Here is a 15375-nt window from a genome sequence, read left to right as displayed (position 1 = left end):
GGGAGTGCAAAAGTAGTAGATGCACTACCTGTTCTGCAAGTGTTTTGTAAATTATTTTTTCAGGTTTTCCTAAGCAGTTGATTGGCTGACGCTTCCGCTCTGGAGCCTTAGATATAACTTCGTGGAGGCTCTGGTAGTTCCTAAGTGCGGGAAGATTTGTAAGATTTCTTATTGTCTAATATGGCCCTAGCCTACTAGTGGGACCAGAAGCATGACACTTGTTCCTATTCCCAGGACTCCTATCAATCGAGTTCTAGAACAAGCTATACATATATGAAATATGTATCCCTACCATTACAACTATATACCTTATTATATAATAGGTGTAAAAGGAGGCTTAACAAAACCTTCCTCCATAACAGCAGTTTTCCATTCTGACATAACTAACTACTATACATTATATGGAATTGTCCTATGTAGATTGGATACTCCTACTAATCATATTACTATCGGTATGGAGTGGCTGGCAGCGAGGGTTTATCCTAGGCCTTGTAAATCTTCTTACTCTGATTGGAAGCTTTCTGATCGCAATTGCTCTATACAAGTACCTGGCGATTTTTCTGGAGAGGTACTTTCCTACGCTTGGGGCATGGAACCTGCCGGTATCATTTTTCATCACACTCATTCTAGCACGTATCTTACTATCATCAATAACGGGTAGAGTTTTAGGTAATGTTCCCTTGCAGGCGCATACACACGGGGTCAATCGATTTTTAGGAATGGCACCCGGATTTGTGAATGGTGTTATATATGCTTCTTTTGCGGCGGCTTTCATGATGGCTCTCCCTCTATCGGAGGGTCTTACTGACAGCAGCCGTGAAAGTGTCCTGGCCAGTAGGCTGACCCAGCCGGTGGAATGGCTGGAGAATAAACTATCTCCTGTATTTGAAGAGGCCGTTGAACGCTCTCTGAATAATATGACCGTAGAGCCCTCTTCGGATAAGTCCGTGACTTTGCCTTTTACAGTAAAAAATCCTCAAGTAAGGCCTGAACTGGAAGCGCGTATGCTGGAGCTGGTGAATGAAGAACGGGCCAAGGAGGGGTTGAAACCTCTAAAAGCAGATCCGGAACTGGCAGAAGTAGCGCGGCTCCACTCCCGTGATATGTTTGCAAGAGGGTACTTTGCTCACGTTACTCCCGATGGGAACGATCCGTTTGATCGGATACGAACCGCCAAGGTCAGATTTAGAACAGCAGGGGAAAATCTGGCACTGGCTAAAACGGTACGGATAGCTCACACAGGTCTGATGAATTCTCCGGGACATCGGGCCAATATACTTCGTCCGGCATTCGGACGTGTTGGTATAGGAATCCTTGATGGAGGTATACATGGACTAATGATTACCCAAAATTTCAGGAATTAAATTTATTTTCACCGCTGAATTAAACTTTCTTTGAAGTCTATCCTGACGTCGATCATCTAAATATTACTATTCCACTCACCAATGAGAATTAAAAAAGCTGTAATTACTGCCGCTGCCCGCGGAGAAAGACTTTATCCGGTCGCCGATACCATTCAGAAAGCCATGCTTCCGGTTATTGATACCGACGGCTTACACAAACCAGTCATACAAATCATAGCAGAAGAAGCCTTTGCCAGCGGCATTGAGGAAATCTGCGTTGTATGTGCACCAGGCGACGGAGAGCGGTATATCAATGCATTTACCTCCCTCCGGGATAATCTGATCAAATCGTTCAAAGGCGTAGACTGGGCCAGGGATGAAGCAAATAAAATTGATCATCTGATTCGTCAGATCAGCTTTGCTGAGCAGACTGAGCCACTTGGTTACGGACATGCCGTGTACTGTGCCCGCGAGTTTGTCAATGATGAGCCTTTTCTTTTGCTCCTGGGCGACTACCTCTACGTGTCGGATCTTTTGCAAAAGCGATGTGCAGCTCAACTCATTGAACTGGCCTCGCAGGAAAACTGCTCTGTATCGGCCGTTAATCCTACCATTGAGCATCAGATCAGCCGCTATGGTACACTTACCGGTAAACATGTACCTAATACTCCCGGAGTATACCAGATCAATAAGATCATAGAAAAGCCTTCGCTAAGTGTAGCGGAACTGGAGCTGCAAACGCCGGGGCTTCGAATCGGGTACTACCTATGCTTCTTTGGTATGCACGTATTTACGCCGATGGTATTTGATATTCTGAAAAAGTCTATCGACCAGGATGGCACTAATATACTCTTAACACCTACCTTACAGGAACTGGCCGAAACCGAAAAGTACCTGGCGCTGGAAGTAAAAGGAAATCGGTATGATCTCAGCAAACGGCACGGCCTGATGCAGGCGCAGATTGCACTGGGACTGGCAGGCGAAGCTCATGACGAAACTCTGACTAGCATGGTGGAGCTACTGGCCGAAGCTAATACCCGAAGTGCCAAGTTGGTTTAATGAGTCTCTAATCTGAAGCTGTTGCTGAACATGAATGTTTTTATAGAATCCATTACCTCCGCTGACCCAGAAAAACGCAATAGATCATTTTATGATATAAGCCGTAGTCTGAGTACGAAGGAACTACTTAGTGCCCTTCGGGAACTGGACCGATTCCGGGAAACAACACCTAACCTGTACGACAAGGTAAGGGCCATCCTCTTCCTGCACGCAGGTTACCGTTTTTTCCTGATGGAGTCAAAAGATACTCCTACTATTGGTAAGGTACCTTATGCCGGTTTTGAGGATTTGCTATCAAGGCGATTTGAACATGCCATTAGTACCTTAAATCACGAAATTGATAAACAGGGACCTAATGCTGCCCTATTCAGCGCCCTTGCCGAAAGCTACCACCACCTTTCGTTCCAGATCCTGGCGGACCAGGTACGGAAGAGCGTACGGTCCAGCAAAGGAAACCAGTGGATGTTCCGGGTAGGACATCAGGCCGAGCACCCAATTCGTATCCATCCCAAGCTGCTCCAGCGCCAGGAGAACTCTCTGTTCTACCCCATTCTGCATGAGCAGACATCCGTACGGATGGACCTTACCCATAGCGGCTGGTCGGATATCTTCTTCCTGGGGATGGATTATCCGGAAGGGGCGCGGGTTATTAATATCTCAATTGACTTAGGAGTATTTGGTCGTGATAAGGACATCCGGCCTCCTCTACACTGTTATGTACGGATTATACCGGAGCCGGTACTGCGCCTGACAAGTGTTGACTTGAACACTACGAAGGATGTACATGATCTGGCAGACCTATTCAACTTTGGTAATGACTACCTGAGCCTGGTAAAGGCCGGTGTGATCGCATCCGGATTAATACCCCCCTCCTTTGAGGGTACTAACCAGTCATTACCCGAGATCCTGAGTCGTATAGTGGCTCCCGGTATGGGTATCGAGCTGGTAACGAAGGTAAATGATATTCCGAAAGGATCACGCTTCGCAGTTTCTACTAACCTATTGGGCTCTATCATCAGCCTGCTAATGCGGGCTACCTGCCAGACTCAAAAACTAGAAGGTGGTCTCGAGGAGAGTGAACGCAGACTGGTAGCGTCACGCGCTATTCTGGGTGAGTGGATCGGCGGCTCGGGGGGAGGCTGGCAGGACTCAGGCGGAGTATGGCCGGGGATCAAGGCTATTCAGGGTACCTTTGCTCAGGAGGGTGATCCGGAGTACGGTATCAGCCGCGGAACGCTACTCCCCCGCCACCGGGTACTACAGGGAGAGGAAGTGCATCCGGAAATACATGAAAAAATCATGAATTCGCTGGTGCTGATGCACGGGGGAATGGCATCCAACGTAGGCCCAATCCTGGAAATGGTTACTGAGAAGTACCTGCTCCGGGGGGAGAAAGAGTGGGCAGCCCGCCAGCAGACCAACCAAATATTTGATAACATACTAGCCGCCATCAAAGAAGGCGATATCAAGAAGCTGGGAGCCAATACTGCTCAAAACTGGGGAGGCCCGATCAAGACCATCATACCCTGGGCATCCACCTACTTTACGGAGCAGATCATTGCCAAGGCGAAAAAAGAATTTGCCGACGACTACTACGGCTTCCTGATGCTGGGTGGTATGTCCGGTGGGGGTATGGGCATGTTTGTGAATCCGGAGCGGTATGAGGAATACAAAATGCGGGTACTTGACCTCCTGCGCAAAACCAAGAACGAGCTATCGGACTCTCTGCCCTTTGCGATGGAGCCCGTAGTCTATAACTGGAGTATCAACCAGAGAGGTACTTGGGCTTCGCTGCACGAAGGTAGTGAGGCTCTGATGCCCGAGCAGTACTACGGTATTCATGTATCAGAACTGGTTCGTAAAGATCCGGCTACTATACCTTATATACGCCGGGCAGAGATTGATGTATTTACGACCTATTGCGAGCGCAACAATTTGGCTTACCCCCTGCTCAGAACGGTAGTAAGTAATTTATTCAAAGTATCAGATCCCTCTAATCAGAGCAATCGAAGTGTAGAGAATGACAAGGCGGATCGGATCAAGAAGGAAAATGGTTTTGATTACATTCAGCACGAAGAAATCAGGGAAGAGTTACAGAAAGGCCGCATCGGCTTATCACGAAACCGCTTGTCTGCTGAGAGTACCATTGAAGATGTAAGGCCGGATGATATAGCTCAGCTGGAACAAATAAGTATCTCTTCAAAAACCGGAGAAGAAGCCATACGAGCCGGTAAAGTAGGTGTGTTAAGTCTGGCGGCGGGTGTTGGTAGTCGCTGGACCAAGGGGGCCGGGGTAATCAAAGCCATTAACCCATTTGTGGAGGTTGATGGTGTACACCGCAGCTTCCTGGAAATACACCTGGCCAAAACCAGAAAAGTCGCCGAAACATACGGAGGTACCATACCGCACCTGGTGGCGACAAGTTACCTGACGCATGAGCCTATTCGCAAGAAGTTGGAGCAAACCAACAACTTTGGCTACGGTGGTACGACACTGCTCTCTCCGGGTCGCTCGATAGGTCAGCGATTTGTGCCGATGGAGCGTGACCTCCGCTTTATGTGGGAAGAGATGCCGCAGGAAATGCTGGATGAAAACAAGCAGAAGGTACGAGAGGCATCCCGACAAACACTGATTGGTTGGGCTAAGTCCAAAGGCGAAGGCAGTGACTACGTAGATAACATAGCTGCACAACGTTTCTCACCACTGGGGCACTGGTACGAGGTATCTAACCTGCTCAGGAATGGTACCCTGGCACGGCTCCTGGCCGAGCAGCCACAGGTACAGACGCTTATGCTGCATAATATCGATACGTTGGGGGCGGATGTTGATCCGGCGGCGCTAGGCTACCACCTCGAGTCGGGGAATGCGCTGACGTTTGAGGTAGTGCCCCGTCGTATCGAAGATCGTGGGGGTGGATTGGCCCGGGTAAATGGACAGATCCGACTGTTGGAAGGCTTGGCGCAGCCAAGAGAGGAAGACGAGCTTAACCTCAGCTACTACAACACCATGACTACCTGGATACAGATCGATCCGCTGCTGCAGCTATTTGGCTTAACCCGCGATGACCTGCAAAGAGGTGACGAATCCCAACTGGCTAAAGCGGTAAGGAGAGTAGCACATCGCATACCTACCTATGTTACAATCAAGGATGTAAAGTACCGCTGGGGACACGGACAGGAAGATATCTACCCGGTGGCTCAGATCGAGAAGCTATGGAGTGATATGTCGGCCCTGACGGATATACAGTGTGGCTACATAGCCGTTCCCCGTTACCGCGGACAACAGATGAAAGATCCTGCTCAACTGGACTCATGGGTAACTGATGGAAGCAAAGGCTATGTTACTTCACTCTGCCACTTTCAGCAGTAAATAGTTAATCTCTTACAAAAGCGGCTCGTCCTGATTCAGGATGAGCCGCTTTTGTTTAGTAAGGTATCAAAGTACCTAAATCAACCAGAACTCAGAACCTGTTACCTACTTATTGAATAAATCAGCAGTAGTCTTAGCCATGGAAAGTCTCTGCACTCTAGCCTCCTGCTCTTTTCTTTCTTTATTCTTCTTATTAGCCGTAAAGCACTCCAGCCTGATCTGGTTGGCCTCGGCCATCTGATTCAACTGGCCCATCAAATGTTTTATCTGATTATTTAATTCTTCAACCGCTAGTCCCTGGCTTTCGGTTAGCTGTTCAAGCGATGCCAGCTGCTTCTTGCGATCAAGGTACTTGCCATATAAAACTACCACCACCAAACCTAGCAAAAGCACCAGTAGAGCAAATACACCTACTATGAGATATAATTGATCAGTGCCGGGCAAGTCCTGAATCACCTGGAGATAAACCATAGAATACGATTATTAAGAGCCAACTCCTACTTACAAAAGTGACTAAGTAACCAGCCTCTCCCTTACTATGTTTTACTAATTTGTTAACAACAGCAAAAAAATGCTCTATATATTCATATTTACACTGAAAATATTTTATAACCTATATAGATATATAAGTGACTTTGGTGTCATTATTGCTTGTATAAAGATAGACACTTGAAGATACACTACTAGAAACTGCTACTGCTTGATTAGAAATATACTCGTCATTGATGATCATGAAGACTCGCTTTACATATTGAAGCAGTTACTAATAAAGAATGGTATCGCTCAAAGCGTAACAACATGCCGGAATAGCAGGGATGGATTAGACTACCTGGAGAAATCAGTGAATGAGCATAAGGGTATAGCACCCGATCTGATATTGCTGGATCTTGATAAGCCCGTAATGAATGGATGGAGGTTTCTGGATGAATACACGAATAGATTCCAAAATAGACTACCTCAAACGGGTATATGCATTACCACATCAGTAGCTAACCGATTAATTTTGGAACGTTCTGCTAGTTACGATGTTCCAATTCTGTACTTTGATAAAATGTTTTTGTTTAGAGATATCAGTAATCTGATTGATACTGCTGCACCAAGACCTCGTTATCAGGGTACATTGTGGAGTACACCTCATAAAGAAGCCTCAGTGCACCCGGTCAATAAATTCGCAGTAGATACCCATTATCCTGGAGCTGTTCCAGCACGTCATAAGGGTCTACAGTAGCAAACTTGATATGATAGTAATCACTAAGATCGGTCAGAATGTCTTCCAGGTATTCTCCGAACTCTCTCTGCCTGATCCACATAGCATGCTTTTTAATCTGCACGAGCACTTCGATAGCAGTTTCGCCCTCGATTAGCTCACCGGCTAAAGTAAGGAACTTCATTATGTCTATTATGGTAGAGGTGGGTTTTACCAAATATAGCATCTATTCCTAGCTATCCTATCTTTCAGAGCATTTATTTTATCAGTTCCCCCTCCTCTTCACAGGAGCCAACCCGCTTTTCAAAACTTTGCTGCCTCTGACTAATGGTATCCCGTATATAGGCTGCCAACTCAAACTGTTCTTTCTCAAGCGCAACAGCCAATTGATAGCACAAGTAGTTGTCAGGTGTGCCATCAACGATGCAGGTATACACTTCAAATGGGTATTCGTACATAATACTATTATTAATAAAAGAGTCCGCAGATTCTATACAACTTTCCATACTCCTCCGACTCTGAGCAGGCATCTCTCATTAGCAATAACATAATACTTGTCAGGGTGGGTTCGGTCAGGACCTACTATTCCACATAAAAATTAAGCCGCCCCTGGGGCGGCTTGTTTCTAGATATTGGCCAGTTCTTCTTTGATCTTCTGTGCTTCCTGCTTCCATTCACTTTGTTCCTTAGCCGCACTCTGCTTCCACTGAACATAAGTTTCAATTTTCTGCCAGGTTTCATCCTGAGCAACCGGGTTTCGACAAGACAGGAGTCTTTCCAAAATAATATCTGAACTCCGATAAGCTGATTGCCAGTTCCTGGAGATGATTACTTTCTGAATAGTTTGTCCCCGCAATGTTAACTCATCCTGCACCAACGATGGAATAACAGCTTTTTGCTCTACTTTACGAATACTTCGTACATAATTGGCATGATCAACTAATGTTCCTAAAAATGCCACGCTCCTGTCCATATTTACTTGTATTAGGTATTGTTTATGTTGGTGACAAATATACTTTAAAAGAGCGCGTATTGGTGTTGCCTGAGAGGCACTTTTTGTAACTTTTTTTTGATTTAAGATGCGTATACGAAAAATACAAAAAAAGCCACTTAAAGCGGCTTTTATCTCCATTTTTATAGTATGACTTACGCGTAGAACAACTCTTTGTTGAGCATCTCTATGATCGAGTTGAAATCATCAGGATTGTTAGCGAAATCCATGTCATTGACATCGATTACCAGCATGCGGCCATGATCATATTTAGAGGCGAACTGCTCGTAGTAGTTATTTAGATTCTGCAGGTAATCAACAGAGATATCTGCCTCAAAATCACGACCTCTCTTCTTGATCTGATGAACCAGCTTAGGTATATCCGCCTTGAGGTAGATCATCAGATCGGGGGGCTGCACCGCCTTGATAATGGTATCGAACAGCATCAGGTAGGTATCAAAGTCCCGCTGGGTCATGATACCGGAGTCGTACAGGTTCTTAGCAAAGATGAAAGCATCTTCATAGATCGTACGGTCCTGAATAGTTGTAGAGTAGGTAAGTGAACGGATACGTTGCACTTGTGCAAAACGACTATTCAGAAAGTAGATCTGCAGGTTGAACGCCCAGCGTTCCATGTCTTTGTAAAAATCAGCCAGATAAGGATTTCCCTCAACCGCTTCGTACAGAGCCTCCCATCCATAGTGCTGACCCAGCATCTGGGTGAGCGTTGTCTTGCCGGCTCCGATGTTACCTGTAATGGCGATATGCATATTGATATAAATAGTTGATAACTGGAATAACAAAAGTACACTACTTCTCCTCTTTTTCAGAACCGGAATAAACCATGACCAAAATCAGGCGGGATACCTTTTCCTCTAAATCCCTGATATTTGTATCTTTGCAGCTCAAAAAATTATTATTAGTTTTTTAGTGCCATGAAGCCGTACCGCGTAATACTATACTATAATTATGTACCCATAGAGAATCCTGAACTCTATCGGGACGAGCACCACCTGTTTTGTATTGAGAATAATTTGCTTGGACGCATTATTATCTCTAAGGAGGGACTGAACGGAACCGTGTCAGGACTCGTGGAGGATTGTAATAAGTACATGGCATATGTCCGGTCAGATGCCCGTTTCGCCAATACTGAGTTCAAGATCGAAGAACACGATAAGCACGCTTTCCATAAGCTACACGTACGGGTTAAGGAGGAAATCGTTAATTCGGACCTGCCGGTAGATCCACTCGTGCGGACGGGTAAGCACCTGGAACCGGCCGAATTCAAGAAATTGCTTGATGACCCGGATGTAGTACTGGTAGATATGCGCTCCAATTACGAGCATTCAGTAGGTAAGTTCAAGGGAGCCGTTACGTTTGACATGGAAAACCTGCGCGAGCTACCAGACCATGTCCACGAGATCGAACACCTGAAGGATAAGAAGATTGTCACCTACTGTACCGGTGGGATCAAGTGTGAAAAGGCCAGCGCCTACCTGCTCGAGAAAGGCTTTACGGATGTATATCAATTACACGGAGGTATCATCAGGTATGGACTAGAAGAAGGAGGGGAAAACTTTGACGGTAAGTGCTATGTATTTGATAACCGCATCGTAGTAGATGTCAATAAAGTAAACCCGACCGTTGTATCGACTTGCTACGTGTGTGGAGACGTGTGTGATCGCATGGTCAACTGCGCCAACTCCGAGTGCAACCGCCACGCGCCTATTTGTGAGAAATGTGGAGACGAAATGGAAGGCACCTGCTCAGCAGAGTGTAAAACGCATCCAGCCAAGCGCCCCTACGATGGTACCGGGTACTACGCCAGCAATAGTAATCACTACAATCCGCTTCAGGGATTCCTGAGCCTTCGCAAACGGGAAGAATCAGATAAGGGCAAGCTACTAAGCCGGTCATAATAAAGAACTATGAGTGGGCTTACGCTCATCCATAGTTCTTTTCAAGCAGGTAGTCGTTCATCCAGTAAGGACCGATCGGGATATCTTCCTCACGAACTACTTTGAATCCTTTCTTCTCGTAGAAGCCCTTAGCCCGGTTGTGCCGGTTCACGTTCAGCTGGAGCCGGTATGCTCCCTGCTCCTGTACATACCTTTCTACTTCACCAATCAGGTAGGAGCCACTCCCGTTTCCCTGCTGCTCGGGCAGTACATATATCTTGTGCAGCTTGAAAGTACCCGGTTCTACTTCCGAAAAAGAAGCAAACCCGATATACTGATCTTTCTCACATAGAAGTATAAACTGTTGCCCCTGCTCTGCCATTTGCTTTTGCAGCGATTCAGGAGAATATATCTTTTCGAACATGTAGTCAATTTGCTCCTTCGAGAGTATGCTACGGTAGGTAGGCTCCCAGGTCCGCTCCTGAATACTGATTATGAGAGGAATATCTTCAACTGTGGCTGTTTTTGTTGCGAATGAGGTCATATTACGTAATTTTGGCAATTCATACTGCAAATATGGCCGTTCTGAATGAGTGATACGAACCAATCTTTTAAAATGAACATAACAGATTCTGAATCAACAACAAAAAGACCACTAATACTCGTTAGTAATGATGATGGAATAACATCATTAGGTATCCGCACCCTGGTAGAACTCATGCAAACACTCGGAGATGTGGTGGTTGTAGCCCCTAATAGCCCTCAGTCGGGTATGGGTCACGCCATCACGATCGGAGAGCCCCTTCGCTTATATTCAACCGAGATATTTGAAGGTGTTGATGAGTACGAATGCTCAGGAACACCGGCTGACTGTGTAAAATTGGCTAAGTGCTATGTGCTGAAAGACCGCACACCTGACCTGGTAGTGAGTGGCATCAACCACGGCAGCAACAGTTCTATAAGTGTACTGTACTCGGGTACCATGTCCGCCGCAATCGAAGCCGCCGTGGAGGGTATTCCCGCTATCGGTTTTTCGCTGTGTGACTACCGCCTGGAGGCTGATTTCAGCCATGTAGGTGAGTATATACTGGCTATTACCAAAGCAGCGTTACAAAATGGTATCCCCAAAGGAGTAGCTCTGAACGTAAACATACCTTCTATTGATGACGGACCTATTAAAGGTATTAAGGTATGCCGTCAGGCTAACGCGAAATGGCAGGAGAAATTTGATTACCGCAAAGATCCCTACGGTAGGGGGTACTTCTGGATGGCCGGTGAATTTGTCAACTATGATCATGACAAGGAAGACACTGACGAATGGGCTCTTAAGCAAGGGTATGTTTCAGTAGTTCCGTGCAAATACGATCTTACATCCTATGAAACGCTGAAAAACATCAATTCCTGGAACTTCTAGATCAGCAATACAAGTACAACAGATTAGTGCTCAACTTGAACAAATATGGCAATAGTAGGAAGTCTGCTTAAGAGAGGAATCCGAATCGGCAACATAGTGGCTAGCCGAAAGAAGATCAATCCTTTCAAGCAGCAGAAAAAGACCCTATCAAAGCTTTTAGCCAAAGCAAGATATACGGAGTTTGGGGAGAAGTACGGATTTGAGGATGTACTGAGTAGTACCCTCTTCGGGAAGCCCTACGACTTCTATGAAAAATATAAGAAGTCAGTACCCGTATACGATTACAACAAGATTTATAATGAATGGTGGCAACGTACCCTAAAAGGTCAGAAGAACATCTGCTGGCCGGGTCGTGTCAAGTACTTTGCTCTGAGCTCGGGTACTTCGGAGGCAGCCTCCAAGTATATCCCTGTAACAAAGGCCATGTCCAAGGCCATGCAGAAGACCAGTATCCGGCAGATCCTGTCGCTGGGCCGTTACGAAGATCTACCCGATAATTTATACGAGAAAGGCTTCCTGATGCTGGGAGGTAGTACCAATCTCAGCGCCCGTGACAACCATTTTGAAGGTGACCTGAGTGGAATCAATGCCAGCCAGATTCCCTTCTGGTTTAAGCCATACTACAAACCCGGTGAGAAGATAGCGGCTGAAAAGGACTGGGCGGTAAAGTTGAATGAAATAACCCTCGCCGCTAAAGACTGGGACATTGGCTTTATCGTAGGTGTACCGGCCTGGATACAGCTGCTGATGGAAAAGATCATTGCCCATTATAATGTAAAGACCATCCACGACATCTGGCCCAGCCTGCAGGTATTTGGTCACGGGGGGGTATCATTTGAACCATACCGTAAAGGCTTTGAGAAGCTCCTGGCTCACCCGCTTATCTATATTGATACCTACCTGGCATCCGAAGGCTTCATTGCCTACCAGACGCGTCCGGGAGCACCAGGTATGCAGCTGGTACTGGACAATGGTATTTTCTTTGAATTTGTACCCTTCAACGAAAAGAACTTTGACTCGGATGGTGGATTGGTAGAGAATCCGGAGACGCTGATGATCCATGAAGTCGAGGAAGGCAAAGAGTATGCACTGCTGCTATCTACCTGTTCCGGTGCTTGGCGCTACCTGATTGGTGATACCGTCAAGTTTGTAGATAAGGCCAAGGCTGAAATCGTTATTACAGGCCGTACCAAACACTTCCTGAGCCTCTGCGGTGAGCACCTTTCCGTCGACAACATGAACAAAGCGATTGACCTGGTATCGGATGAGATGGGAATAACCGTCAAAGAATTCACAGTAGCCGGTGTATCACATGAATCGCTCTTTGCACACCACTGGTACGTTGGCACCGACGATCCGGCCAATGCTGATGATTTAAAAACAAAGATTGATAACAGACTCAAAGAGCTTAACGACGACTATGCCGTTGAAAGAAATCATGCTCTGAAAGATATATTTGTTACCATACTCCCTAACGATGCATTCTACGGATGGATGGCTTCTAAAGGCAAAATGGGTGGTCAACACAAATTCCCCCGGGTACTTAAGAAAAACGTGATCAGTGACTGGGAAAGCTTTCTTAAGGATAAGCAGTACGTGTAACTAATCTCTACTAGCAAAAGCGAAGGGGCGGAATAGATGATTTTTCTATTCCGCCCCTTCGCTTTTATAAATTGTCCCCCTTTACCCTTTCAGGAAGTTGGTGTATAGAATCTGAAATGCTATTAGAACGAATACTACTCCTGTCACCTTATTGAAGATAGTCACGGTTCGGGGGGTAAAGAGCCGTTTGAGCTTATGGGCAAAAACCGCGATCATGGACTCGGTAAGAAATATAGCTAAGAGGCTGAAGCCAAAAAACACCAGTACCTGCTGAAAATCATATTCCAGGTTAGTACGTATGTAGGTAGCTATGGTGACCCAACTGATAAAGTTAACCGGATTGAGACCGTTCAAAAGAAAACCGGTAGAGAAGTAGTAAAGGAAGTTGCCAAACCGGGTCTTGGGATAGGCGATTTTGGGTTGCCCCTTAAACAGATTAGCTATACCCAGCACCAACAGGAAAAGTACCCCCACTCCGGCCATAGTCTTTTCAAAACCTTCAATGGAGGGTAGTAAAGTGGTGCCGAAGATGGCGAAAAAGACAAAAATCATGTCACAAATAAGTACGCCAAATGCGATTTTTACACCGCTGCGGTACCCGTTGTCAACACTGTTCTGGACCAGGGAGAAAAAAACGGTCCCGAACGTAAAGCAAAGTAAAACACCCGTTACGAAGCCGTAGGCTAAAGCTGCAATCATATTACAATCCCTTAATTCGTGCGACCATCAGTATACCCGCCACAGAAAGTGCGTCTGTTATATCTGATCTCATTACCATTTCTACTGCCTCCGAAAGAGGAAGCTTTCTGATTCGCAGGTCTTCGGTATCTTCCGGTTCCTGCTCATACTGGCTCAACCCCTCCGCCACGAACAGAAAACCTTCTTCATCGGTAGCCGAGTTAGAGGTATGAATCCGGGCAAAACGGGTCCAGGATTCGGCTACCAGTCCGGTCTCTTCTTTCAACTCCCGCTTGGCTGCATCCAGAGGATCTTCACCCAGAGGACCTCCCCCTTCGGGTATTTCCCATGAGTATTCATGCAAAGGGTACCGGTACTGCCCCACCAGGTATATGTTATCATCCGCGTCGAGGGGTACTATGCCAATGGCTTTATTTTTGAACTTTACAACTCCGTATATCCCTTCATTGCCAGCCGGATTGATTACCTCCCGGTGCTGGATTTCAATCCACGGATTCTCGTATACCGTTTCTGAGGTCAGGGTTTTCCAGTTATTTTCTGCTTCCATTACGTATGTTTATCTGGTACTTCTGTGGGTCTAAAGTTGGTTGTGGAGTGCAAATAAACCAAATAAAGTGCAAACAATGCCTGCCTTTGTCTCCATTCACAGCGATTTACCTCTCATCCTTGTAGCAGTCTATCCTCTTTATTTTTCAAGTATACCTCAGCAAAATTTCACAAGTACTGCACTTTTTTGCTCAGCCAATCGCTGCGTCCTTTCCTATCAAAAATAATATTTATCATTGTAATCATTAAATAAAGCGGAGTAGCTACTTTTATTAGCTGAACAAAATTCTACTTTCAATAAATAGCTTCAACCATGGATTTCTCAAGACGTGATTTTCTTAAAAAGGTAGGTGCCACGGCACTGGCTACTACCGCAATGACTGATATCTGGGCAGGACCAACTAAAAAGATGTTCTACGAGATATCACTGGCCGAATGGTCACTGCACAAAGCACTTTTCGCCAAAAAACTTACGAATCTTGATTTTCCTGAACTGGCCCGCAAGGAGTTTGGTATCGAAATCGTGGAGTATGTAAACCAGTTTTTCAAAGATAAAGCCAACGATACTACTTACCTGAAGGAGCTACTTAAGCGTAGTAAAGACAACGGCGTACGCAACCACCTGATCATGATTGACGGTGAAGGAGGTACAGCCGAGCTGGAAGATGCTACCCGTAAGAAAGCCGTAGAGAACCACTACAAATGGGTAGATGCCGCGAAATTCCTGGGTTGTAAGACCATCCGTGTTAATGCCTACGGGAAAGGCTCGGCCGAGGACGTAGCCAAAGCTGCTGTAGATGGACTTGGTCGTCTGGGAGAATTTGCTGCTAAGTCAAACATCAATGTAATCGTTGAAAACCACGGTGGGTACTCATCTAACGGTGAGTGGTTGTCAGGTGTTATGAAGCAGATCAACATGAAGAACGTAGGTACTCTGCCTGACTTCGGTAACTTTTGCATCGACCGCAAGCCTAACTCACGCGAGTGTGCTAACGACTACGACCGCTACAAAGGAGTAAAAGAACTGATGCCTTTTGCCAAAGGTGTAAGTGCCAAGACACACGACTTTGACGCTAATGGCAATGATACCGAGATTGACTACGTGAAGATGATGAAGATCGTGAAAGATAGCGGCTTCAAAGGAATCGCCGGTATTGAATACGAAGGAAGTACTTTGCCGGAATATGAAGGTATCAAGGCTACCAAAGCCCTGCTTGAAAAGGTAGGACAGATGGTATCTTAATCCT

At 46.0% G+C, this 15375-nt stretch carries 16 protein-coding genes; 8 read left to right on the top strand and 8 right to left on the bottom strand.

Translation table 11 applies throughout. From position 1 onward, the window contains the following. Nucleotides 1-401: 401 nt before the first annotated feature. The 3 genes from JUB14_RS22560 to JUB14_RS22550 all read left to right on the top strand — a co-directional run bounded on the left by JUB14_RS22560 (nucleotide 402) and on the right by JUB14_RS22550 (nucleotide 5771). Entirely contained in the window at nucleotides 402-1364 is a 963-nt protein-coding gene (locus JUB14_RS22560) for a CvpA family protein (protein ID WP_207509110.1), read from the top strand. A gap of 81 nt (nucleotides 1365-1445) precedes the next feature. After that, a complete protein-coding gene (locus JUB14_RS22555; RefSeq protein WP_207509109.1) occupies nucleotides 1446-2402 on the top strand; it encodes a UTP--glucose-1-phosphate uridylyltransferase in 957 nt (318 codons plus the stop codon). Nucleotides 2403-2432: 30 nt separating this feature from the next. Further along, nucleotides 2433-5771, top strand: a complete 3339-nt coding sequence (locus JUB14_RS22550) for a UTP--glucose-1-phosphate uridylyltransferase (protein ID WP_207509108.1) — start codon at nucleotides 2433-2435, stop codon at nucleotides 5769-5771. A gap of 105 nt (nucleotides 5772-5876) precedes the next feature. Here JUB14_RS22550 and JUB14_RS22545 read toward each other — a convergent pair whose 3' ends face one another. Further along, nucleotides 5877-6242: a hypothetical protein gene (locus JUB14_RS22545; RefSeq protein ID WP_207509107.1), complete on the bottom strand. Its 366-nt coding sequence runs from the start codon at nucleotides 6240-6242 to the stop codon at nucleotides 5877-5879. Between the two features lie 229 nt (nucleotides 6243-6471). Here JUB14_RS22545 and JUB14_RS28185 point away from each other — a divergent pair, with 229 nt between their 5' ends. Continuing rightward, a complete protein-coding gene (locus JUB14_RS28185; protein WP_207509106.1) occupies nucleotides 6472-6999 on the top strand; it encodes a response regulator in 528 nt (175 codons plus the stop codon). Here the strand turns inward: JUB14_RS28185 and JUB14_RS22535 are convergent. The 4 genes from JUB14_RS22535 to JUB14_RS22520 form a co-directional block, all read right to left on the bottom strand. Further along, entirely contained in the window at nucleotides 6932-7162 is a 231-nt protein-coding gene (locus JUB14_RS22535) for a hypothetical protein (RefSeq protein WP_207509125.1), read from the bottom strand. The genes JUB14_RS28185 and JUB14_RS22535 overlap by 68 nt on opposite strands. 73 nt (nucleotides 7163-7235) lie before the next feature. Beyond that, nucleotides 7236-7436: a UvrB/UvrC motif-containing protein gene (locus JUB14_RS22530; RefSeq protein ID WP_207509105.1), complete on the bottom strand. Its 201-nt coding sequence runs from the start codon at nucleotides 7434-7436 to the stop codon at nucleotides 7236-7238. Nucleotides 7437-7603: 167 nt separating this feature from the next. After that, nucleotides 7604-8110, bottom strand: coding sequence for a hypothetical protein (locus JUB14_RS22525; protein ID WP_207509104.1), 507 nt, complete (start codon nucleotides 8108-8110; stop codon nucleotides 7604-7606). A gap of 14 nt (nucleotides 8111-8124) precedes the next feature. After that, nucleotides 8125-8739, bottom strand: coding sequence for a deoxynucleoside kinase (locus JUB14_RS22520; protein ID WP_207509103.1), 615 nt, complete (start codon nucleotides 8737-8739; stop codon nucleotides 8125-8127). A gap of 165 nt (nucleotides 8740-8904) precedes the next feature. Between JUB14_RS22520 and trhO the strand changes: the two genes are divergently transcribed. Then, complete coding sequence (gene trhO, locus JUB14_RS22515) at nucleotides 8905-9888, top strand: oxygen-dependent tRNA uridine(34) hydroxylase TrhO (RefSeq protein ID WP_207509102.1); 984 nt, start codon at nucleotides 8905-8907, stop codon at nucleotides 9886-9888. A gap of 25 nt (nucleotides 9889-9913) precedes the next feature. On the opposite strand, the gene JUB14_RS22510 is transcribed toward trhO, so the two are convergent. Then, nucleotides 9914-10411, bottom strand: a complete 498-nt coding sequence (locus tag JUB14_RS22510) for a GNAT family N-acetyltransferase (RefSeq protein WP_207509101.1) — start codon at nucleotides 10409-10411, stop codon at nucleotides 9914-9916. A 72-nt stretch (nucleotides 10412-10483) separates the two neighbouring features. On the opposite strand from JUB14_RS22510, the gene surE reads away from it, so the two are divergent. Next, a complete protein-coding gene (surE, locus tag JUB14_RS22505) occupies nucleotides 10484-11281 on the top strand; it encodes a 5'/3'-nucleotidase SurE (protein WP_207509100.1) in 798 nt (265 codons plus the stop codon). A 45-nt stretch (nucleotides 11282-11326) separates the two neighbouring features. Then, nucleotides 11327-12883 (top strand): GH3 family acyl-acid amido synthetase, encoded by a 1557-nt coding sequence (locus JUB14_RS22500; RefSeq protein ID WP_207509099.1) that lies wholly within the window; start codon nucleotides 11327-11329, stop codon nucleotides 12881-12883. Between the two features lie 81 nt (nucleotides 12884-12964). Here the strand turns inward: JUB14_RS22500 and JUB14_RS22495 are convergent, their stop codons facing one another. Both JUB14_RS22495 and JUB14_RS22490 read right to left on the bottom strand, forming a co-directional pair. After that, nucleotides 12965-13582, bottom strand: coding sequence for a LysE family translocator (locus JUB14_RS22495; RefSeq protein WP_207509098.1), 618 nt, complete (start codon nucleotides 13580-13582; stop codon nucleotides 12965-12967). A gap of 1 nt (nucleotide 13583) precedes the next feature. After that, nucleotides 13584-14129 carry an NUDIX domain-containing protein gene (locus JUB14_RS22490; RefSeq protein WP_207509097.1) on the bottom strand — a complete coding sequence of 182 codons (546 nt, stop codon included), beginning with the start codon at nucleotides 14127-14129 and terminating at the stop codon, nucleotides 13584-13586. Between the two features lie 312 nt (nucleotides 14130-14441). Between JUB14_RS22490 and JUB14_RS22485 the strand changes: the two genes are divergently transcribed. Beyond that, nucleotides 14442-15371 (top strand): sugar phosphate isomerase/epimerase family protein, encoded by a 930-nt coding sequence (locus JUB14_RS22485; RefSeq protein WP_207509096.1) that lies wholly within the window; start codon nucleotides 14442-14444, stop codon nucleotides 15369-15371. Nucleotides 15372-15375 lie beyond the last annotated feature (4 nt).

It is taken from the genome of Telluribacter humicola, from assembly GCF_017355935.1.
Lineage (GTDB): Bacteria > Bacteroidota > Bacteroidia > Cytophagales > Spirosomataceae > Telluribacter > Telluribacter humicola.
Note: the sequence above shows the minus strand (reverse complement) of the source record. Positions and strands in the feature narration are given on the sequence as shown.